This is a genomic window from Paenibacillus sp. FSL R7-0210 (genome assembly GCF_038009085.1).
Classification (GTDB): domain Bacteria; phylum Bacillota; class Bacilli; order Paenibacillales; family Paenibacillaceae; genus Paenibacillus_AQ; species Paenibacillus_AQ silagei.
Genome location: NZ_JBBPAR010000001.1, coordinates 6769297 through 6791012, shown reverse-complemented (window position 1 = coordinate 6791012; position 21716 = coordinate 6769297). Strand labels below are relative to the sequence as shown.

Annotated in this window: 22 protein-coding genes and 1 pseudogene; 6 read left to right on the top strand and 17 right to left on the bottom strand. The window is 54.1% G+C overall.

Features of this window, described 5'->3' with window-relative positions; translation table 11 throughout:
- Positions 1 to 154: 154 nt before the first annotated feature.
- Both MKY64_RS28925 and MKY64_RS28920 read left to right on the top strand, forming a co-directional pair.
- On the top strand, positions 155 to 1258 hold the full coding sequence (locus MKY64_RS28925) for a UvrB/UvrC motif-containing protein (protein WP_339252208.1): 1104 nt from the start codon (positions 155 to 157) through the stop codon (positions 1256 to 1258).
- A gap of 96 nt (positions 1259 to 1354) precedes the next feature.
- Positions 1355 to 2203: a GNAT family N-acetyltransferase gene (locus MKY64_RS28920; protein ID WP_340957287.1), complete on the top strand. Its 849-nt coding sequence runs from the start codon at positions 1355 to 1357 to the stop codon at positions 2201 to 2203.
- Here the strand turns inward: MKY64_RS28920 and MKY64_RS28915 are convergent.
- The 10 genes from MKY64_RS28915 to MKY64_RS28870 form a co-directional block, all read right to left on the bottom strand.
- Positions 2200 to 3435, bottom strand: coding sequence for an alpha/beta hydrolase family protein (locus tag MKY64_RS28915; RefSeq protein WP_340957285.1), 1236 nt, complete (start codon positions 3433 to 3435; stop codon positions 2200 to 2202). The genes MKY64_RS28920 and MKY64_RS28915 overlap by 4 nt on opposite strands.
- A gap of 132 nt (positions 3436 to 3567) precedes the next feature.
- Entirely contained in the window at positions 3568 to 4002 is a 435-nt protein-coding gene (locus MKY64_RS28910) for a DUF3021 family protein (RefSeq protein ID WP_036722777.1), read from the bottom strand.
- 16 nt (positions 4003 to 4018) lie between these two features.
- On the bottom strand, positions 4019 to 4339 hold the full coding sequence (locus tag MKY64_RS28905; RefSeq protein WP_235191764.1) for a LytTR family DNA-binding domain-containing protein: 321 nt from the start codon (positions 4337 to 4339) through the stop codon (positions 4019 to 4021).
- A 298-nt stretch (positions 4340 to 4637) separates the two neighbouring features.
- Positions 4638 to 5456, bottom strand: coding sequence for an ABC transporter ATP-binding protein (locus tag MKY64_RS28900; protein ID WP_340957283.1), 819 nt, complete (start codon positions 5454 to 5456; stop codon positions 4638 to 4640).
- The gene (locus MKY64_RS28895; RefSeq protein WP_340957281.1) at positions 5456 to 6487 is read right to left on the bottom strand and encodes a FecCD family ABC transporter permease; all 1032 of its coding nucleotides are present in this window, start codon (positions 6485 to 6487) and stop codon (positions 5456 to 5458) included. Before MKY64_RS28895 ends, MKY64_RS28900 begins: the two co-directional genes overlap by 1 nt.
- The gene (locus MKY64_RS28890; protein WP_036722784.1) at positions 6484 to 7524 is read right to left on the bottom strand and encodes a FecCD family ABC transporter permease; all 1041 of its coding nucleotides are present in this window, start codon (positions 7522 to 7524) and stop codon (positions 6484 to 6486) included. The genes MKY64_RS28895 and MKY64_RS28890 overlap by 4 nt, the downstream gene beginning before the upstream one ends.
- Positions 7521 to 8612 (bottom strand): iron-siderophore ABC transporter substrate-binding protein, encoded by a 1092-nt coding sequence (locus MKY64_RS28885; RefSeq protein ID WP_209868755.1) that lies wholly within the window; start codon positions 8610 to 8612, stop codon positions 7521 to 7523. Before MKY64_RS28885 ends, MKY64_RS28890 begins: the two co-directional genes overlap by 4 nt.
- 207 nt (positions 8613 to 8819) lie before the next feature.
- Positions 8820 to 10448, bottom strand: coding sequence for a copper amine oxidase N-terminal domain-containing protein (locus tag MKY64_RS28880; RefSeq protein ID WP_340957277.1), 1629 nt, complete (start codon positions 10446 to 10448; stop codon positions 8820 to 8822).
- A 354-nt stretch (positions 10449 to 10802) separates the two neighbouring features.
- The gene (locus MKY64_RS28875) at positions 10803 to 11657 is read right to left on the bottom strand and encodes an SDR family oxidoreductase (RefSeq protein WP_036722790.1); all 855 of its coding nucleotides are present in this window, start codon (positions 11655 to 11657) and stop codon (positions 10803 to 10805) included.
- A 128-nt stretch (positions 11658 to 11785) separates the two neighbouring features.
- Positions 11786 to 12370 (bottom strand): NAD(P)H-dependent oxidoreductase, encoded by a 585-nt coding sequence (locus MKY64_RS28870; RefSeq protein ID WP_036722791.1) that lies wholly within the window; start codon positions 12368 to 12370, stop codon positions 11786 to 11788.
- 121 nt (positions 12371 to 12491) lie between these two features.
- Between MKY64_RS28870 and MKY64_RS28865 the strand changes: the two genes are divergently transcribed.
- A complete protein-coding gene (locus tag MKY64_RS28865; RefSeq protein WP_076081387.1) occupies positions 12492 to 12926 on the top strand; it encodes a MarR family winged helix-turn-helix transcriptional regulator in 435 nt (144 codons plus the stop codon).
- A 29-nt stretch (positions 12927 to 12955) separates the two neighbouring features.
- Here MKY64_RS28865 and MKY64_RS28860 read toward each other — a convergent pair whose 3' ends face one another.
- The 5 genes and pseudogenes from MKY64_RS28860 to MKY64_RS33490 form a co-directional block, all read right to left on the bottom strand.
- Complete coding sequence (locus tag MKY64_RS28860) at positions 12956 to 14377, bottom strand: DHA2 family efflux MFS transporter permease subunit (RefSeq protein ID WP_340957275.1); 1422 nt, start codon at positions 14375 to 14377, stop codon at positions 12956 to 12958.
- 59 nt (positions 14378 to 14436) lie between these two features.
- On the bottom strand, positions 14437 to 15186 hold the full coding sequence (locus tag MKY64_RS28855; RefSeq protein ID WP_051477816.1) for an ABC transporter permease: 750 nt from the start codon (positions 15184 to 15186) through the stop codon (positions 14437 to 14439).
- Positions 15183 to 16109 (bottom strand): ABC transporter ATP-binding protein, encoded by a 927-nt coding sequence (locus MKY64_RS28850; protein ID WP_340957272.1) that lies wholly within the window; start codon positions 16107 to 16109, stop codon positions 15183 to 15185. Before MKY64_RS28850 ends, MKY64_RS28855 begins: the two co-directional genes overlap by 4 nt.
- Positions 16110 to 16178: 69 nt before the next feature.
- Positions 16179 to 16649 (bottom strand): hypothetical protein, encoded by a 471-nt coding sequence (locus tag MKY64_RS28845; RefSeq protein WP_340957271.1) that lies wholly within the window; start codon positions 16647 to 16649, stop codon positions 16179 to 16181.
- A 9-nt stretch (positions 16650 to 16658) separates the two neighbouring features.
- Positions 16659 to 16784: pseudogene (locus MKY64_RS33490) on the bottom strand (TetR/AcrR family transcriptional regulator); the annotation flags it as partial.
- A gap of 244 nt (positions 16785 to 17028) precedes the next feature.
- Between MKY64_RS33490 and MKY64_RS28840 the strand changes: the two are divergent.
- Complete coding sequence (locus MKY64_RS28840; RefSeq protein ID WP_340957270.1) at positions 17029 to 18063, top strand: C40 family peptidase; 1035 nt, start codon at positions 17029 to 17031, stop codon at positions 18061 to 18063.
- A gap of 65 nt (positions 18064 to 18128) precedes the next feature.
- Here MKY64_RS28840 and MKY64_RS28835 read toward each other — a convergent pair whose 3' ends face one another.
- Positions 18129 to 18470, bottom strand: a complete 342-nt coding sequence (locus tag MKY64_RS28835) for a zinc ribbon domain-containing protein YjdM (RefSeq protein WP_036722800.1) — start codon at positions 18468 to 18470, stop codon at positions 18129 to 18131.
- A gap of 214 nt (positions 18471 to 18684) precedes the next feature.
- Here MKY64_RS28835 and MKY64_RS28830 point away from each other — a divergent pair, with 214 nt between their 5' ends.
- Together MKY64_RS28830 and MKY64_RS28825 are read left to right on the top strand one after the other, a co-directional pair.
- Positions 18685 to 19653 (top strand): catalase family peroxidase, encoded by a 969-nt coding sequence (locus tag MKY64_RS28830; protein ID WP_340957268.1) that lies wholly within the window; start codon positions 18685 to 18687, stop codon positions 19651 to 19653.
- Between the two features lie 131 nt (positions 19654 to 19784).
- The gene (locus MKY64_RS28825) at positions 19785 to 20672 is read left to right on the top strand and encodes a diacylglycerol/lipid kinase family protein (protein ID WP_209868775.1); all 888 of its coding nucleotides are present in this window, start codon (positions 19785 to 19787) and stop codon (positions 20670 to 20672) included.
- A gap of 63 nt (positions 20673 to 20735) precedes the next feature.
- On the opposite strand, the gene MKY64_RS28820 is transcribed toward MKY64_RS28825, so the two are convergent.
- Positions 20736 to 21611, bottom strand: a complete 876-nt coding sequence (locus MKY64_RS28820; RefSeq protein ID WP_036722806.1) for a phosphotransferase family protein — start codon at positions 21609 to 21611, stop codon at positions 20736 to 20738.
- Positions 21612 to 21716 lie beyond the last annotated feature (105 nt).

Sequence of the window (21716 nt, the reverse complement as noted above, 5' to 3'; positions counted from 1 at the left end):
TCATTAATGATAGAGGGTTTGACCAGGAGACATTGTGGGTTATGTCACACCGCTTCTGTCTGAGCACTGAGCGGAGCTTTTCCTGTCGCAGGTGGCGGTGGCATGGTCTATACTTGAAGGATACGGAAGAATTTGACGAACGGAGGCGGCTGCCATGCCCGCACATCTAACAGACAAGGTCGCCAGCCTGCCCTTGACGCCTGGCGTATACCTGATGAAGGACGGCCTGGGCCATGTGATTTATGTCGGCAAGGCGAAGCAGCTGAGGAAGCGGGTCCAGTCTTATTTTTATAATAATAAGGGACATTCTCCCAAGGTGAAGCAGCTGGTTAAGCATATCCGTGATCTGGACTACCGGCTGACCGACACGGAGCTGGAGGCCTTCATGCTGGAATGTCAGCTGATCAAAGAGATCAAGCCGATGTATAACCGCAAAATGAAAAATCCGCTCGCCTACAGCTACATTTCCATCGTGGACAAAGCACCTTACCGGCAGATTGAGATCGGCTACGAGCCAAGTACAGAGGCAGGCGGCCTCGTCTATGGCCCTTATACCAGCCGGAGTACGGTCGAAAGGGCGGTGCTGGGCATCAAAGAATCACAGCGCATTCTGTGCAGCAGCCCCCATTCCCGCAACTCACGGTGCCTGAACCATTCGCTGGGCTTATGCATCGGCATGTGCGGGGGCGGGGAGGCAGCTGTGGCACAGTATGAAGCCGTTATAGACGAGATTATTTGCTTACTGGAAGGCAGAGACAGCGTAATTATAACCGGACTGGAAGCCCGCATGGAGGAAGCTGCGCTGCGGTTCGACTTCGAGACCGCCGCCAAATTCCGCGATTATCTGGGGGCGGTTCACTCGCTGCTGCAGAAGGAGCAAGTGATCGAATTCACCGGAGCCAACAAGAATATTATCGTGCTGGAGCCAGTAGACGAGCACTCCCATAAGCTAATCCTGATCAAGGGCAGCGTCATCCTCTTCCGCACCCTGCTGGCAACGGAAGCCCTGAATGAAGGGCAGCTCACCGGGATGATCGCTGCATCCGCCCGGGAGGTCTTCCACAGCAGCAGCCAGACCGCCGCTACGGAAGAGATGAGCCGCCACAAGATCGACGAGGCACAGATCATCTACAGCTACCTGAAGAGCAGCTCCAGCCATTATCTGCTCGTCCCGCCAGAGTGGCTGGAGGATGAGGGTTTGACGGGGTTAGAGGAAGGGATAGCGGAACTCGTTCAGTCTTCTGTCTTGGATATGTAGCAATTGATTATAGAGAAACTCTACCATCAGTCCCCTGATGAATCATGTCATAATTTGTATGATCGTTGAAGATTCGTTGAGTACAGGAGGACATTGATGAACATACAGATTATTCATCCCGAAGCAGACCAGTACGGGAACAGCAGAGAGAATATCTTCATTGCTTTGGGTGAGCAAGGAGATTACCTGGGCAGTGCCTATGCCTATCCGGCGATCAATCATCACCAGACACCGGATACCCCATATCTGATCTATATAAGCGTTGACCCCGCTGAACATTCGGATGAAATTGTACAGCAGGAAGTTAGCCGGGAGCTGTTTAACCAAGTGCTGATCCGGGCGAGAGAGCTGCGGGCATTACGGCCGGACTTAACCGCCAGAATCTACGGCGAATTCCAAGCAGACCAGAAGCAGCGTGACTTTTACATAGGGACCCAGTTCGAAGCAAATTACAGCATAATTATGGAGGCCTCTATTGCGGAAGGCTTCACTTACAACCTGCCGGAAGAGATAACCGTGCAGCCGGAGGACCTTCATTCAGAGGACAGACGGATAGTCTACAAAGAGCGGTACGATACCATATTTATCACCCCACTCAATCTGGACACACTTGCGGAGCAAGGCAGACATGCCCATTTCCGCAATCTTTCGTTTAGGCGGGACGGCAGGCTGCTGGGAGGCTGTACCTTTTGGGCGGCAGATGTCTGCGGTTATATTGAAACGCTGTATGTTATGCCCGAAGCCCGGGGAACCGGAATCGCCAAGGTGATCATGCATTATATATTTGATTATTTCTTGGCAAATGGGATGAATCTGGCCAGACTCGAAGTCTGGGAGCTGAACACCCGCGCCGTTGCACTGTACCGGTCCTTAGGATTCACTAAGGTGGAGCAGAAAACTATGTTTCCCGGAATCACCTTACAGCCGCCGCTGCATCCCCTTTAATACAACGCCTGCGGCGCAAACCGGCCGATGCCTTTTAACGTATAGTCATAGAATTCAAGAATTAGCCTGTTTATGGTCTCAATACAGTAATACTTATCGATATCCGCCTGCCCGCGCTGCAGCATATTCGCAAGGATCGGGGAGAACAGCGGCAGATCGGTCAGGCTTAAGTGCTTGGCTCCCTCAAAATGAACGGTATACGCATCCTTGAAGTTCGGATTTCCAGTGTTATTCGCTGCGTAAGCCGAGTTCTTCCCGATCTGTCTCCACACATCGTCCGTGTATATGTTCAGCAGCGGTACGCGGTAAGGCTCATCTTTGGCCGCCAGATCATTCATCTTCCGGTCATACACCAGCTCGGTGAAGAACGGGGCATCCAGATTGACAACGGCATCCACATCGCTGCGCTCCCGGCCGAGCGCCACGCTTGCCGCACCCCCCATGGAGTGGCCGATTACGCCAATGTGCTCCATATTGATGCGTTGGTACACGGGGTCATAGTCCCTTCCCGCCTTCTTCAGGATATTATCGATTACCAGATTCATATCCCCGGTCCGCAGCTTCATCCATTTTTGCGTAAGGCCGTACAGCTCCTCCATGGTGTAAATCCCGTCTTTGTTGGAATCGTTAACTTCCCGCATATAATCAGCATTAATCATAGTGACCTTCCCGTCCACGCTCTGTGTATAAAAGGAATGGTAAGGATGATCGACGGATGCCACAACATAGCCGTGACTGGCCAGCTCCGTGAAGGTTGAAGCGTTGCTCTCTCTAACCCCAAAGGCGCCATGGGAAAAGACGATCAGCGGGTACGTTCCCTCCGCGTGGCCGGGATACCAGAACTCCACATTCACCCTCCGGCGCTCTCCGGTATCCGTAAATCCCTCCATCCGGTTAGGGTCCGTATAGGTGTACACAGCCGTTCTGACCTCATATTCCCCGGTCACTTCAGGTGCACGGTACTGCGGGAATAGAATAGGCGGGATAAGTGAGATTAGCAGCGCCACAGCGGTTAGCAGCCTTTTCCACACCCGGGTTGAACGTCTGGACGGTCTCACGCCTGTCTTCTTGCGGAGCAGATCAACCGAGCCTTTCAGCGCAAAAATAAACAGCAATGCCGCCAGCAATCCCCAACTAAAACCCCACTCGATCACAGGGGACAATGTCAGAATAACGAATACGATAAACAGGGTAATTCTAATCCAGCTTAAGAGCTTGATGCGGCTGTACATAGGGATAATTCTCCTTTTCGCGTGAGGTGATGAATTCATCATAAAAAACTGCGAAAAGGGTGTATACCCATTTACGGTAAGCTGTAGCTACAGGGCAATAAGATGCATAAAAGCGCGACATTACCTACGGAATCACCCGCGAATGTCCTGCTTCACAGCCTTCAGTCTCTCATTAATCTGCTCCGCTTCCTTCTTATCCTTCTCATAGGACAGCAGACGGACAATGGCATAGACTACAGCGATTTGCAGGGCAAACAGAAGTGCAGCGGACACACTGGCTACAACTCCGATCAGGCTGGCAAGGGCAATCAACAGAATCTCCAGCAGGAGAAAATGAATCACAATTCTAACACGCATCGCCTGCTCGCTTACCTCGTTAGGAGCGTACAACATCATGCCTGTCAAGGCTCCAAGCAGGGAGAATCCCATAATCGTATAGATGGATATCAGATCAAAGGCGAGTTCCGGCATAAAAATCTGCCGCAGCACCGTAATGATAATGATGATGGATGCGAAGATAACCAGAAAATCGCGGATGATATCTTTGACAACCTCAGAACGCTTCATGCTGTGATCCCCTCCTTTATAATCCAAGTCTTTGTTTCAGTACGGGCACATACTGTCTTGAAATGACTACACGTTCCCCATTATCAAGCAGTGCTGTGAACCTGCCGCTGAGGGACGGACGCACACTTTCGATCTTGGCGATATTCAGAATCGTGGATTTGGAGGCGCGAAAACAGTTCTTGTCCCGGCACAGCTCCTCCAGCTCATACAGCTTCTGCTTCACTTCATGCACCTGGTTCTCGCTGTAGACAAACACTTTGCCGTCCACGGCTTCGAAATAATAGACGTCACTGAGCTTGATGCGGCTGACCCGCTCTTCCTGGACTCCCAGGAGCACAAGGGTCTCTGCCTTAAGCTTATGTACAATCTCACTGATCTCTTCGTTTGCTTCATAGCATCTGATGATGATTTCCTCTTGCTGCTCCCTGCTGATATGCTCGATGGAAATTTTGATAGGATCACCTGCGTTAATTCAGATTGGAAGGTCTACCGCCTAATTCATGTTCATGATAAGGGAATGGATCTCATGCGGCAAATATAATTTCTATGGGTACACAAAAGGCTGCCCTCCGGTGGACCGGTCGGACAGCCTTATATGCAATGTGAAACTGCCGGGAGTATGACATCTGCAGTCCTTACTCTAGCGCATTCGCCTGCCTGTTATGATACCGCCCTCTAGGCACAACCAGCGGGGAACCGGAGACCGGGTCAGGGATGACTGTGCTATCCAGTCCGAAGATCTCTTTGACCCGCCCGCTGGTGATGACCTCTGCCGGTGAACCCTCCGCCACCAACCTGCCGGAATGCAGCGCAAAGATATGGTCGGCATACCGGGCGGACAGGTTGATATCATGCAGGACCATCACAATGGTGGTTCCGTGCTTGCGGTTCAGATCGGTCAGCAGGTCCAGAATCTCCACCTGGTAAGTGATATCCAGGAAGGTGGTCGGCTCGTCCAGGAACAGGATGTCGGTCTGCTGGGCCAGGGCCATCGCAATCCAGACCCGCTGCTGCTGGCCGCCGGAGAGCTCATCGATATTACGGTTAGCGAATTCGGTAATATTCATAATCTCCATCGCTTCGGCCACGGCCTCGTAATCCTTCCGGGACCAGCCTCCAAGCAGGGACTGGTGGGGGAATCTGCCGCGTCCCACCAGATCGGCAACCGATATCCCTTCCGGCACAATCGGGGATTGCGGCAGCAGACCAATGACCCGCGCCAACGCTTTGGCCGGAATCTGCGAGATCGGCTTGCCGTCCAGCGTCACCTGGCCTGCGGTGTGCTTGATCAGCCGGGCCATGGTTTTGAGCAGGGTGGATTTCCCGCAGCCGTTCGCTCCGATAATCACGCTGATCTGCCGATCGGGGATCACCAGGTCTACCCCATGAATAATCGTCTTATTCTCATAGCCTGCTACAACCTGTTCAGCTCCAAATACATGTGCCTTGTTCATTATAACTCTCCCTTTCGATTCATGCGGATTAACAGGAAGATCAGATAAGGCGCTCCGAGTAATCCGGTAATGATGCCTACAGGGAATCTGTACTCAAAAGCAAATTGTCCAATCAGATCGGACGCCAGGACCAGATTCACGCCGACCAGACCTGCGGGGATGATGCTGGAAGCGCCGGTACCCACCAGTCTTTTGGCAATCGGCCCTGACAGGAAGGAGACAAACGCAATAGGTCCGGTAGTAGCCGTAGCCATCGCCACCATGCAGACAGAGCTGACAATCAGTGCAATTCGGGTCCGGTCGGTGCGGACTCCAAGCGAGGTAGCCGACTGCTCCCCCAGCTCGAGAATACTCAGATGCTTGCCCAGCAGGATGATGATTGGCGAACAGATCAGCACGATGATCACCAGCGGCGGAAGCTCGCGCATCTGTGAGCCGTTGAGGCTTCCAGTCAGCCAGCGGACCGCTGAAGGGATGTCCTTCTCGGAGCCGATCAGCAGCAGGTAGGAGATCACGGCATCCAGCATCGCCTGAAGGCCGATTCCGATCAGAATTAACCGCCCGATGGAGAAGGTTCTTCCCCTGGAGAGCACGTAGATCAGCAGCACTGTGGCAAGGCCAGCGATTACCGAAGCAACAGAGACTACAGCTCCGCTGGATTGAAGGATCACGATACAGTATACCGCAGCCGCACTCGATCCTGAGGTAATGCCAATGACATTCGGATTCGCCAGCGGATTGCGCAGCATCGTCTGGAAGGTGTACCCGGCAATCCCGAAGGCGAATCCGGCAAAAAGACCCGCCAGCATCCGCGGCAGCCGGATCACATTCACAGCGAAGGAGACACCCTTCAGCTCTTCGCCGGAAAGTGCGCGGATGACCTCCGAAGCAGGATAGATGGTATTCCCGAGCAGCAGCATCGCGCAGCACAGTACACAGGCAAGTACGGCAAGCAGGCTGGTAACAATCAAGCCCCGGCGCTGTCTCTGACGTCTGCCCGCCATAATGAATTCAATCGTTTCATTTCTCATAAGGACCGCACTTTCGACTTCATCGCTAATAGAATCAGGATCGGTGCCCCTACAAAGGCTGTGACTACACCGACTTCAAGCTCTCCGGGGCTTCCAATCAGCCGGCCGCCTACATCGGAGACCGTGAGAATAATAGCCCCGGTGACCGCTGACATCGGGATCACGAACCGCAGGTCCGAGCCGAGGATCAGCCGGATTACGTGAGTGGACAAGAGGCCAATGAACCCGATAGGCCCGGCCAGTGCCGTCACTGCTCCGCATAATAATACCCCGGCCAGCGCTGCTATAAGCCGCAGTGTCCCTGTGCGGACCCCGAGTCCGGTCGCCACATCATCGCCCAGGGCCAGCGCATTCAGGGCCGGAGCCGTAATGAAGGCAATCAGCATGCCGATCAGCAGGAACGGAAGGAAGGTTGTAATGCCGCTCCAGGTCCCCGCACCCACGCTGCCCACCTGCCAGAACCGGAACTGGTCCATGACGTAAGCGCGCGGAATCATGATAGCGGTAACCAGAGAGGACAGAGCCGCGCTGATGGCAGCACCCGCCAGAACGAGCTTAATGGGCGTGGCTCCGCCACGCCCCATCGAGCCGATTCCGAATACGAAGACCGCTGTAATTGCAGCTCCGGCTAAGGCTAACCATATATATTGGCCCGCAGTGCTTATGTTCAGGAAAGCAATTCCGCAGACTACGAACAAAGAGGCTCCCGTGTTCACCCCGAGGATGCTGGGATCGGCAATCGGGTTACGGGTCACCGCCTGCATCAAGGCTCCCGATACACCCAGCGCCCCGCCGCACATCAGGCTGAACACCGTCCGGGAGATCCGCTTGCGCACCACGTTTGCCCCATAGCTGTCCACTTCTGGACGGAAAAGCCCGTCCATCAGCTCATTCCAGCCTACATGACGGGCTCCCAGTACCAGTGAGGCAATGATGCACAGGACCAGCAGGACCATGCAGCTCACCAGCACCAGGATAAAATTCTTCGGCATATGCAATTTTAGCTTGTTATCGTCCGAGACTGGTGAACTCATCATTTTATTTTATCAATAGCTCCCCCAATTAAGGCAAGGTATTCATCAATCGTATACGCAATGGACAGCGGGTTCGGTGTTCCGGCAGCAACCAGCGGAGTATCACTGTCGATAAAAGCTACCGATCCCCGTTCAATGGCCGGAATTTTGCCGATCAGTGAATCTGCCTGAAGCGTCTTAAGCAATTCGTCATTGCCATAACCTACGATCAGATCTGCATCATACAGGGCTTCCACATTCTCGGAGCTTAAGCTGAGCGAGTAGCTGGTAGGGTCTGTAATCTGTTTGGTAATGCTCTCGGGATATATCATCCCCAGCTCATACAGGAATGCGACCCGGGAATCCACAGGTGTATAAATATGCAGTTTCGACAAATCCTCAGCGGAGAAATTGACCCAGACTACTTTTTTGCCGGCAATTTGCGGATATTTGCTCAGCTTGTCCTTAACCAGGGCTTCGGTGTCCTTGATGAGCTGCTCGCCTTCAGGCTTCATACCCATGCCTTCTGCGTTCAGCAGCACCTGCTCACGCCATGTCGTAGCCCAAGCAGCCGTCGGGTAAGCTACCACTGGAGCGATCTGGCTCAGGGTCTCATAATCTTCCTTCGTTAGGCCCGAGTACGCGGCCAGAATAACATCCGGGTTGGCGTCAGAGATTGCCTCGAAATCAAGACCATCGGTATCCTGGAACACATTCGGATCAGTTACATTCAGCTCCTTGAGCTTATCAGCGGTCCAAGGCAGCAGCCCGCTGCCATCCTGCACACCGAAGTTCGCAGCCGAGAAGCCTACAGGGACAACGCCCAGAGCCAGAGCCACATCATGGTTAGCCCACTGCACAGTAACTACGCGTTCCGGCTTGCTTTTAATTACAGCTTCACCAAGCGCATGCTTGATGGTAATCGGATAGGTCACAGCATCCTGCGCCGCTGGTGCTTCTGTGCTTGCCGCTTCGCTAGTTGCAGCTGCTGTAGGTGCCGGGGAAGGTGAAGCAGCTGAATTCGACTGGTTGGAGGAACAGCCTGCCAGCACTATAGTTAGCGCTAATGGAATAAATAATGTCTTGAAAGAGAACTTTTTGGTACGGTTCATGTGTGGACCCTTCCTTATCTGAATAGGTTTTTTATACGATAATGAGAATCATTATCGATAAATATATACGTGTCTGGACAGGTTGTCAATGTAAAATCTGGATTCCGCGCTCAACAAAAGCCCGCAAGCGGCACTAGTTACAGTGAGCCGCTTGCGGGCTTGGTCTAATCCTGGCCTAATATAGAAGGTTAACTTCCGTTCACAAAATCACATGCTCTTAGTCAACGTAATAGACTGATCGGCGTTGCCCCATTGTACGTTCCAGCCCAGTAATTCGGTGATGAAACGAAGGGGAACTACGGTTCTGTTGTCGTCGTTCACAAAGACCTTGGCGCCGACGGATTTTCTCATGCCGTTGACTTCCATGAAGTCTTTGTTCATCCAGAATACCAGGGTGTCGCTGCCTGCTGTAATGGTAACCTGCTGCGCCTGCTTGTCCCATTTCACCTCTGCCCCGATGCCTTCACTCAGATAACGAAGCGGGATGTAGGTCATTCCGCTCCAAATGAACGGCTTGGTATCCATTTGAGTTACTTTTCCGTTAATGTTCAGGACGCCGCTGCCCACCTTCATCCAGACTTTCATCATGGAAGCAGGATCTGCTGGTGTTGCAGGTGCAGGTGCTGCTGCATCCTGGAACTTATCGTTGAACTGCGTAACAATCGCATTGCCCAGCGCTTGGCCTACCCCGAACATCGTCTTGTAGCCCTCGCGGTTCGTCTTGTACGATGCGTCATAGTTGCCCGCTGCATATTGCGTAAGCACCTGCTGCACTTGATTCTCGTGGGTGGTCAATGCGGATTGTCCCGCTGACTTCGGCAGGTTGCCTGCTGTAGCCGAATCAAGGAAGGCTGCAAATTCAGTGGTGAAGCCTGCGATACGCGCTTCGACTGCCGCTTTTGCCGCTGCATCATTGTTCTTCACTGCCGCTGTGAAATCAGCCTGGGCATTCACATGATTCGTGACCCAGATCTTCTCGAAGGCCGCCGCCCCGTCTGCACCATAGATAGAAGCAATTGCTGCCTTGAAGTCTGCTGTATTCATGGCTTCAGCTGCAAGCAGCGCATTGGAAGCCGCTCTTCCGTCATATTGCTCCTGCATTTGCAGGACGGACAGAGCAAAGTGTTCACCCGCTAACTGGTTGAGTGCGGATCTCAGATCAGCAGCTTTGGTATCTGCCTTGGTATTCTCGAATTTAACAGGCATTTGCGTAGTAATCGCACTGGACAAGGCTTTGCTGATACTGAACATTTCTGCATAACCCTTACGGTAAGCTTCATACGCGCCCTTGTAATCACCGGCTGCATAATCCTCGAACACTTCCTGGACATGGTTCTCATGACTGCGGATAACCTGCTTCGCGGCAGCTGCCGGAAGCTTGCCCTCTGTTGCCGTGCCGAGGAAATTTCCGAACTCGTCTACAAAGCCGCTTACTTTGTCTTCTGCAGCTTGGACGGCTGCGGTATCCTTGTTCTTCGTCGCCTTCACCAGATCGTCGGTGTACTTATTATGTGCGCGGAAAATCCGTTCAAACTCTGCTGCACCTGCATCGCCGTACAGTGAAGCAATGGCGGGCTGCATATCGAGCGCGTTCTGATCAAGCGCCTGGTAGGCCGCTGCCGCATCCTTAGTACCGTCATAAGCCTTTGTCATTGCGGTTACGGCAAGGGTGAAATGCTCGGAAAGCAAATAATCCAGGCCCGCTCTCAGCTCGGCAGCCGGTGTATTCACCGAAGCCTTCATCATGGTGGCTGCCGGGGCTGCCTCCGCACCTGCCAGCGCAGGTATCATCAGGGTCAAGCTTAACATCGGAACGACTAATTTCTTCATCTTCATCTCAATTCACTCCTTAGGTTGGGGTAATATGTGGTGTTCACGTTGCCTGTCTGCCTGTTTGTCTGTACATACACTGAAACGCAGGGGATTCAGGTTTGGATCACAATCCCGGCAAAAAAAATAAACACCACCCCCAACCTTCGTCCCCCAACCCGCTTGTATCTCTAGCCGCGGCGCGGCTTACACCGCATTTTGCTCCCTCTGATCTACATCCAGCCTGCGCGTCTCCCGCTCAGATCATGCAAACGCAAAAAAAGGCTGCCTGCCGGTTGCCGAACAACCGGTATAGGACAGCCTCTTCTCATAGCAGGCCCTGCCAGAGTATAACTGGCGGGCTTGTTCAACCAACAGTAATTACCCCAGCAACGCGCGTACGCCTTCACTCAGCGGGGTAAGCGGACGGTTCAGCAGCTTCACGAGGTCGCCGCTCTCGATATTCAGCGCGCCATCACGGATGGCTGCCTGAATGGCAACGACGATTGGCAGCGCCGCTTCCGGGACGCCTGCACCTGCCATAATCTTCGCATAGGCGGTGTCATCCACCTGCTGCACAGCAACCTCCTGGCCCAGAACCTCGCCGACCACTGCTGCCAGCTCTGCCTGGGTAAGCGGAGTACCGGACAATTCGTAGATGACACTCTCACGGCTCTCTCCAGCCAGAACAGCAGCCGCCGCTTCAGCATAATCACTGCGCGTAGCCCAGCCTACCTTGCCGTCTTCGGCAGAGGTCAGCCATGGAGCGCCGGCCTTCACGGCCTGAATGGAGCCGACTTCGTTCTCCAGGTACCAGTTGTTGCGCAGGAAAGCATACGGAATGCCGGATTCACGGATGAACTCTTCTGTGGCACGGTGTACCGGTGCCAGGAACAGGGAGCTGTTATCGGCATCGCCTACACTGGTGTAGACGATGAAGCCTACACCTGCACGGACAGCTGCGTCTACAGCTGCCTTATGCTGGCGGATACGGGTGTCGTTGTCGCCGTCAGCCGAGACGATCAGCAGGCGCTCCACTCCGGCAAAGGCGGTGTCCAGCGTCTCCGGCTGATCGAAATCACCATGACGGACATCGACCCCGCGCGCCTTCAGGGCTTCTGCCTTCTCCGGGTTTCTGACACTGGCTACAATATTCCCAGCGGGTACGGTCTTCAGCAGAGTCTCTGCTACGATGGAACCAAATTTGCCTGTTGCTCCTGTTAATGCGATTGTCATCTCATATTCCTCCATTTGGGTTCTTGTATTTCAATCTCAGCTATAAGCTCTCGTTGACATCGGTAATCATCACTCATGTAACCATTGTAGTTACAAGTTGGCCGGATGTCAAATAGATTGTTCAAGATTCACCCCACTGTCTTGAAATAGCGGTAGATCTGCTCCAGCTTCTTGCTATGTTTCCCCTTCTTGCTCTCCATGTTACCGAATTCGAAGAACTTCACCTTACGGATGCCCACGTAGTTGAACAGGGCTTTGCGCATCAGTATCTTATGCGAGTTCCCCAGCCACAGCAGCGGGTAGTGGGTCGGCCCCTTCATGCTGGAGATGCAGATCACGCTCTTCCCCTTGAGCAGCCCCTCCGGCAAAAGTCCGCCCTTATCCCGGTAGGCGAAGCCCGATGCAAACATCCGGTCGATGTAGCCCATCAGCATCGCTGGCGGGCGTCCCCACCAGATCGGATAGACCAGGACGATCTGATCGGCCCACAGCAGCTGCTCCCTGTACTCTGCCAGCTCCGGTTCCCGGTACATATCCCGTCTGCGCCGATTCTCATTGAACACCAGGACCGGATCGAATCCGGCCTCATACAGATCAAGCACCTTCACTTCCGTAATCTTCGCATTCTCCTTGCTGCCGCGCAGCACTTCCTCCAGGAAGGCGTAGCTCAGGCTCTTATGGTTCGGATGGGTGTAGATCACAAGTGTATTCATCAGTGTTATTCCCCTTTAGTTGTCATTTGATAACAAAAACATACCACAGCCGCAAATTACTTGTCAAATGATAATTGTTTTTTGATAATTATTCTGGTATTGTGACCTCTGAGGTGATCTTATGGACAACAACCATCTTTTTCAAAAATTCATTGCCTTCACCACTGCCGTCCATCAAATAACGAATGATATTTCCAAAGATGTGAACTCAGACGGCTTAACGCCGCTGCAATATAAGATTGTTGAATACATCGCCGTCAGCCAGCCTGTTACGCTCAGCGAGATCAGCGACTGCATGAACATGTCGATGCCCAATACGAGCCGGGAGCTGAAGAAGCTCAGCGCAAAAGGGCTATGTACCCGCATCACCGACCCCGCTGACCGCCGCAGGCAGGGAATTACGCTCTCCGCCGCAGGTGAGGCGTTGATGAATGAGGCCTTCGGACAGATCGCTGTCCGGTTCGAGCAGCGTATTGCGGCCCTGAGCGCTGAGGAACGCAAAGAGACCGAGCGGGCCCTCGATCTCTTGCAGCAGAAGGTATTTTATTTGAGCTGAGGATACATCCTATATCCATATACGAACGGTTATTTCACAGCAACGCCCTTCGCGGGAATCTCCGTAGAGATCTCTTCCTTTCGCCGGATGAAGAAGGACAGAATCAGTGCAACCACTGCGGCTCCTGTGGTGACCATAGAAGCGACATTCATTCCATGAATTAAGCTATGGACATCGCCCGTCTGTTTCAGGCCGCCGCCGCTGTAGGTCATGATCGTCACAAGCAGCGCTGTCCCGATGGAACCGGCGACCGTCCGTAGCGTAGTGTTCACGGGAATGCCGTGGCGGATCAGAGCCGGCGGCAGGGAATTCATTCCACTGGTGACGACGGGCAGCAGGGTCAGGCTGACACCGACCATCCGCAGGGAGTAGCCCACTATCAGGAACGTATAGGACGTATGCTCCGTCAGATTGGAGAACAACAGTGCAGAGATGACCGTCAGGCTGATTCCGGTGATTACCATCGTTCTGGCACCTATTTTGTCAAAAATCTTCCCCGCGATAGGGGACATAATACAGATCAGAATCGCACCGGGCAGCAGCATCAGACCCGACTTGAGCGCGGTGTAGCCAAGCATGGTCTGCATATAGAGCGGCAGCAGGAGCTGCGCGCTCAGCATGATAATCATCAGGATCATACTGATTACAGTAGCCATGGTAAAAGCAGGACTGGTGAACACCCGCAGCTCCAGCAGAGGATTCTCCATCGTTAACTGCCGCCAGACGAAGAGGCCGAGCGCGATGAACCCCGCCGCAAGGGAGATCAGCACCTCGGTGCTCCCCCATCCTTTGCTGCCGGAGACGCTGAAGCCATACAGCACGCCGCCGAAGCCGAGCGAGGACAACGTCATGGATAAAGCGTCGGCTTTGCTTTTTACCTGTGGCGTAACGTTCTTCACGAGAAATACCCCAAGGAGCGTAAGCAGCAGCGAGCAAGGAGCCAGAATATAGAACAATAGCCGCCAGGAATGATCCTCCACGAGCCAGCCGTTCAGCACAGGTCCGATCGCCGGAGCGAAATTAACCGCAAGTCCGATCATTCCCATCGTGAACCCCCGCTGGGCAACCGGGATCAGGATGAACGTCAGGGTCTGCACCAGGGGAAGCATAATGCCCACTCCGACCGCCTGGATGATCCGTCCCGTAAGCAACAGACCGAAGCCGGGGGAGACCGCACACAGAAGCGTCCCCGCAGTCAGCATCCCCATCGCAAAGACGAATACCTGCTTGGTGGTGAAGCGCTGAATAAGATAAGCTGTAATCGGAACTACAATTCCCGTAACCAGTGCAAAAGCGGTCGTTAACCACTGCACAGTGCTCGCAGACAACCGGAACTCACCCATAATGTTCGGCAGCGCCGTATTCAGCGAGGATTGATTCAATAGCCCTGCCATTGTCCCGATAATTAGAATAGCCATGATAAGAATAGTGCCTTTTGGTGCCTTCTCCATTTCTGTTCCCCTCCACTAATTAAAATCTACAATAATAAAACTCTGCAATTCCACCCGACTTAGGTCTGGTCGGCATACCTCCACCAGACAAGCGTGCCTATGAGGCCAACAGCGCCGGTGAGAAACGGAAGCAAACGGCTAACCAGCTCCAGATGTGCGCTCTCCTCTCCTGAGGCACCGCTGAGCAGTCCGGGAATGGCCCACGGAATATACTCTACAATGCCCAGCGCCCCGCCGAACTGAGCGATCACAATGGTAAGCAGGACGATGCCCAGGGGATACAGGAAACCGCGCCCGATACAAGCCATCCACGCTACAGGGATGCTCAGAACAACCACCATGAGACAGATCTGTGCGTACCCGCTGAAGCCCTGAACAATGACCTCGAGACTCCATCCGTCCAAGCCAGTAAACCATGCCGTGATGCACCCAGCTATGAACATGAACAAGGATAGAACTTCACATAATAACGTAGAAACAACGATCTTCGCAGCGGCCACCCCATACCGGGATAGCGGCAGGGCCAGCAGATCCTTCACCGTGCGGTCGGAGTATTCCCGGCCGAAGCTCCAGCTGTACACGAACCCGAAGCCGATCAAGCCTCCCATGGAGACGACAATGCCCAGCTCCTTCAGAAACCCTGCCACATTGATCTCACCCTCAAAGGCGCTCTGGGAGCCAATGGTCCCGGAGAACACCAGCCCGATCATTACCGGCACCAGGATGCTGACCACAAGCGATATCACGAACAGCCTGGAACGGCGAAGCTTCAAGACCTCCACCCACAGGGCCGATAGCCATTGATTCATGGTCTCACTCCTCCTTCAGATCCAATGACTCTTAGAAAATAATGCTCCAAATCCTCTTCCTCCACCTGAATCAGCGTAGGCGGCATATCCGCATACACCAGCAGCTTGGAGATGTAATCCGGGTTCGTTACGGCACGTTCCTCCTGAAGCAGCAGTGTGCCCTCTGCATTCTGCTGCACCACATAGCCTGCCTGAGTAAGTCTGCTGCAGGCACTTGCCGGATCGCGGGTCTCTACCCGCAGACTCCTGCAGAGCAAGGGATGAAGATCCTTCACATCCGTCTCTTGCAGCAGCTTCCCTTGATGCACGATGCCGATTCTGCTCGTCAGCCTGGAGACTTCGCCAAGAATATGGCTGGAGATAAAAATCGTCACTCCCTGATCTGCCGCAAGCTCCCGGAGCAGTTCCCGCACCTCCACAATCCCCGCCGGATCCAGCCCGTTCGTCGGCTCATCCAGAATCAGCACCTGCGGATGATGCAGCATGGCCTTGGCGAGGCCCAGCCGCTGCCCGTTACCGAGGGAGAGCGTCCCGGCTTTGCGGTCCCGGTAAGCGGTAAGCTGGAGCCTGCCGATAATACTGTCAATGGCAGAGCGGTCCGGGATACCCCGCAGCCTGCGGATAATCTCCAGGTTCTCACGGACCGTAAGCTCAGGATAGGAGTAGGGAGTTTCGACCATGTACCCTACCTCTGCCCAAAGCTTATGGCTGCCCGCATCGACCCGCCGTCCGAACAGGTAGGCCGACCCGGAATCGGGGCGGATCATGCCCAGGAGCATGCGGATGGTTGTAGTTTTGCCTGCTCCGTTCAGCCCAAGGAATCCGTAGATTTCGCCCGGCTTCACCTCGATCGACAGCTTATCCACAGCATGATGGCTGCCGAAATGCTTGGTTAATCCTTCTGTCTGAATGATTGCGTTCATCATCATCACTCCTATGCCACTTTTAAAACTAACTAGTTGTTTATATTTAGTCCAAAGAAACAGCCGCCCTTACAGTAAAGACGGCTCCATGACGCCATGGATAATAAATTGCACAATCTGCTGTGTGGTCTGTTCTCTAATCTGCGGAGAGTCCGGGCTGCCGAACAAGTGCTCAAACCTTGAAGACAACTGCAGTGTCATAGCAATCACGTTCATGATCAGCATCGGAAAGAGCGCGGGGTCCAGATCCTGACGAAGGATACCGTTCCTCTGGGCGGCCATGGCAAGTTCATGCATCTGAGGATCATCTTCCGGACGATAGGTAATCTGATTCCAGGTCTTCCAGCCCTCCGCAGCTTCCCAGAAGAGGATTCTCAGGTAACTCCGGTGCTCAAGCAGGAAGGAGACGGTCTGACGGGTCCAGTACTCCAAGAAAGTCTTGAATGCGGATGCGTCCTGTAGTACCTGCTCATCCTTCAGCAATTCGCTGATGAACGAGCCTGTGATCTGTTCGCCAGTCTGGTCCGCCCGCTTAACCACTTCCGTATATAGCCCTAGCTTGTCGCCATAATACTGATAGATCAGGCTTTTGTTATACCCGGATGCTTTCGCAATGGCATCGATCCGTGCTGCGGAGTAACCGGATTCGGCAAAAATCTCCTCCGCTGCATCCAGAATAATCGCCCGGGTGCGGGCGGCGTCGTATATTTTGGTGCTGCGTTTGCCCCCTGTTGTGGTTATGGTTTCCGCCTCCTTATTTCTAACTAACTGGTTGGATTATAATCTGTATTCTGGCGGACGTCAAGCGCAACTCCTGCAGCCTTGTCTGATACTCGTTACCAACAATTGGCACAAAACCAATTCAAACCAATCGCGTCTAACTGGAGAGAGTTAAATCTATCCATAAGGTGATGAATCCATGACAACAAGAACGACTATGCTGCTGTCTCTGCTTGGACTGGCCCTGTTATTGCCAGAGCGCGTCCATGCAGATGCAGCCCCTTCACCTCAGCCCATCTCCATCTACCTGGACGGGCAGCAGCTCCAGCCGGAGACTCAGCCGCTCAACATCAGCGGGACTGTACTGGTTCCTATGCGTGGGCTGTTCGAAGCCCAAGGGGCCGAGCTCTCCTGGGACAATGCAAGCAAGACGGTAACTGCCGTCAAAGGCGGCACTGCACTCACCTATACCTTAGGCTCGTCCACAGCTCTGCTGAACGGGAAGACCGCTCAGCTGGCAGTACCGGGACAACTGTCGCAAGGCTACAGTATGATTCCTCTGCGCTTCATTAGTGAAGCACTGGGCAGCCAAGTAACCTGGGAGCCGGCTTCGGGCTCCGTCCTTATCTCCTCGGCATCCGCCTATGAGACCTCGGTCACCTGGGGAGTCAACCTGCGCAGCAACCCGGATGCCGGGAGCAGCACCACTAGCCTGGGCCTGCTGCCCGCCGGAAGCAAGGTTCATGTCATCCGTGAGGTTGATGCCCTCTGGCTGGAGGTGCGGACCGCAGATCATGTGAGAGGATATGTATCTTCCAAGCCGAAATTCACGGATTACAGAAGCCCTTCCCTGCTGCAGAAGCAAGGGGAAGCCCTGATTGCCTCAGGTAAAAAATACCTGAATACCCCTTATGAATTCGGCGCTTCTCCTGACCAGACAGATACGTTCGACTGTTCTTCTTTTGTGAAGCGTGTATTCGGGGATACGCTTGGGATTGAGCTCCCCCGCGTCTCTTATGATCAGGCACAGGAAGGCCGGAAGGTTGGCGTGGGCGAGCTACGCACCGGAGATCTGCTGTTCTTCACCGCCAGGGGTCTCGACATCGGACATGTAGCCATCTATGCCGGAAATAACCGGATCCTGCATACCTACTCTAAGGAGCAGGGTGTACATATGGAGGATTTTAGCAGTAAGTGGAAGCAGCGGTTTGTTACCGCGCGGCGGATTCTATAGCGGGGAGAGTTGGCGGACCGGAACCTGCTGCCTGCCGGGCAGCGGACTTCCGGTCCTGCTTCATGCTATGCCTTGCGCACAAACTCCGATTTCAGCTTCATTGCGCCGAACCCGTCGATTTTGCAATCAATATCATGGTCGCCGTCCACCAGCCGGATGTTCTTCACCTTGGTGCCTATCTTCAGAACGGACGAGCTGCCTTTGACCTTGAGATCCTTAATCACCGTTACAGTGTCCCCGTCAGCCAGTACATTTCCGTTAGCATCTTTAATAACCTTCTCTTCCTCGCCGCCTGCACTTCCAGCATCCAAAGACCATTCATGTCCGCATTCCGGACAGACCAGAAGCGCTCCGTCCTCATAGGTGTACACAGAGCTGCACTGCGGGCAATTTGGCAATTCATTCATGATTTCATTTCTCCATTCCTGCTTAAGCATGTTTATAGGGATAAGTCTGTCTAAGTTTAACATATAAATCGATTTCACTCCGCCTCCAGCCTGAATTCAGCCTGGTAACCAAGTGGATGTCTACGAGAAGCGGTTTGGATAAGCAGTGAAAGTGGTAATAATTAGAAAATAGCTTGTATATGTTGTAAATCATCGTGGAGGAGTGAATGAGGACATGAATGAATCGGAATCGGAGCACAGCAGCAGCCATTCTGCCGCAGACACCAGGGAGCATCCAGCGCTTGCCGCCGAGGCAGTAGACGCGATCGAGAACCTGTCCGGTGTCCATCCCGGATACCGCCGCGCCCATGCGGCGGGAGTCTGCTGCCGCGGCTTCTTCCGGCCGAGCGGACTGGGGAAGGAATTCACGGAGGCGGAGCACCTTCAGGAGCAGCAGGTAAATGCCATTATCCGCTTCTCGGGCAGCTCGACTGATCCGGCACTTGCGGACCTGCTATCCCCTGCCAAGGGGATGGCTGTCCAGTTCATCCTCCCGGATGGCGGGGTTACGAATCTGGTTGGAGTGACCGTTCCTGTCTTTTTTGCGCGGACCCCGGAGTCCTTCATCGACATGATACAGATGGCCCACCGGCTGCGGACCGGGACACTTGGACCGATTGAGCTGATGAAGGAAATTGTCAGCCACTTCAGCGAGAGCAAAGACGCTCTGCTCGCGGTGCGGCGGCTCAAGCCGCCTGCCAGCTACGCCGAATGTCATTACCACTGCATACATGCTTATGTGCTGGTGAATGCAGAAGGCAGGCAGCAGCCTGTCCGGTTCGAATGGGTTCCCGAGACGGGCGTGCGCACACTGACGCTGGAAGAGGCTGCGCAGCAGCCGGACCGCTATCTGGAGGATGAGCTGGAGCTGCGCTTCAAGGATGAGCCGGCTATCTTCCAACTGGTCGCTGTTCTTGGAGAGGAAGGCGATGCTACGGATGATCCTACCCGTGCCTGGCCGGAGGACCGCCGCAGAATCGATCTCGGGCGGCTGCATATTTCAGAGATCTACCCCGATCCGACATATCTGCTCATGGACCCTACGATCCTTACAACCGGTATGCTCCTCTCGGATGATCCGATTCTTAAGTTCCGCAGTGCGGCCTACGCCGAATCTTATGGGCGGCGGATCGAAGGAAGATAGCTTCTGCCCTGTGGCAGCTATACACCGGCCCAGCGCCAAAGGGACACTGCGCCCTTTGGCGCTTTTGATTCAAACGCTATACTTAGTTGGTTAATGGATATTAATCCGGTTACAAGAGAGAGGAGTGCAGTATGCAGCAGGCCATGGTCATCATGAACCCGTCGTCCGGCAAGGCAGAGGCGCGGGATTATATTAGAGCAGCGGAAGAGGTACTGCAAGGCGCAGGGTATCAGGTTACCATCCAGGAGACCGCAGGGGAAGGAGATGCAACCGCCTTCTGCCTCCAGGCCTGCGCCGAGTGCTATGATCTGGTGGTTGCCATTGGAGGAGACGGAACGCTCCACGAGACGATGAACGGCCTCACAGATCAGCAGCACCGCCCTACACTTGGCATTGTGCCAATGGGCACCGTCAATGATTTTGCCCGCGCGCTACAGATTCCGCTTGTTCCTGAAGAGGCCATTCAGAGCCTGGCGTCGCCCCGGACCCGAAGAGTCGATATGGGCCGGCTGAATGACCGGCTGTTCGTCAATGTGGTGGCCGCAGGCTCTCTGGCAGGCTCCCTCTCCTCGGTTAGCTCCGAAGACAAGAGCCGGCTCGGGTTCCTTGCTTATCTAAAAGAGGGCATTAAGGAGCTGGCCAGCAATACTGCACATACCCTGACGATTACTCACGACGGTGAGATCTGGGAAGGCTCCTCCCCGCTGTTCATTGCTGCACTGACGAATTCCGTGGGCGGCTTCGAGAAGCTTGCCCCTGCTGCCGCCGTAGATGACGGCCTGCTCCATTGCTTCATCGTCAAGGACTTGCACCTGCTGAATTCCGTTACTGTCAGCATCTCCCTGCTGCTCGGCAATCTGCGGAATCATAAGGATGTCATCTACTTTACAGCCAAGGAGGTCTCCGTCCGCTCCACCGAGCCGGTACAGACGAATGTGGACGGCGAGCAAGGTCCGCCGCTGCCGATCCGCTTAAGCACCATTCCGCGCCACATTCAGGTCGTGGTGCCGGAGGACTGAGCAGCTCGGGCGCCTCAGGTGCTCCAGGCTACAGAATACAGTCATCCGGGAGAAGCCTCTTCCTTAGCTGATTCCGTGCAGCTCTGCGAAGTCCTCACCGAGTGTCCATTCCAGACGTCTGACCCATTCACGCTGCACCTCCTTGGGCGCGATCTGCAGGCGGTGCAGGATATTCCATACCCTGTACAGACTCGCCGCCTTCATCTGCTGCGGCGTGAAGGATAACGGGTTAACAGACAGATAGCCCTGCATGAAGGCAGTATTGAGCAGCACGGATTGTACGGGATAATGGTGCTTCGTGAACCAGCAGACCCAGGCTACATCATTCAGCGGGCTGCCCCATTCCGCCCATTCCCAGTCCAGCACATGCAGCAGATCATCGGCTTCACAGAGCAGATTATGTACTCCGTAATCGCCATGGGTCAGGACCCACGGAAGCTCCCCGGCCTCCGCCGCAGACAGAAAGTGAAGCGACTGTCTGCCGAGAGCGGCGGGAACGAATTCCAGCTTCTGAACCACCTGACTCAGTGCAGACCTGTTGCTGAGCCGGATCTCTGTCTCTTGCGGCTGATAAGGGCGGGAATGAATCTGGGCAGCCAGCAGCTGCCCCATTCTGCTGTAGATCCGCTCGGCTCTTGTCCAGTCCCTGGCATCCAGAACGGACTGGGCGTTCCCGCCCTGCATGCAGTCCATGATGATGATGCGCTTCCCGTCCATCTCTGTCACCTCATGCACCACCGGGGTATCACAGCTTCCCTGCACCAGCCGCATTACATGAACCTCATTGAGCGTATCTTTATTGGACAGATTTGTTATTTTGGCTACAAGCGGCGGCTCGGCCCCCGCCATCAGATAGGTTAGATTCGTATATCCCCCTGTCAGCCGCTCCAGCCGGCAGGCATATCTTGCTTCCAGACCTCTGATGATGTTCTCAATCATGATATGAATCCCTCTCTTTTCCCTTCAGTAGACCCTATGCCAAGTGGAAACGACTTTGCCATCCTTTTAGGGACGGCACCGTTTCAGCGAGAAATAGAAGGATAA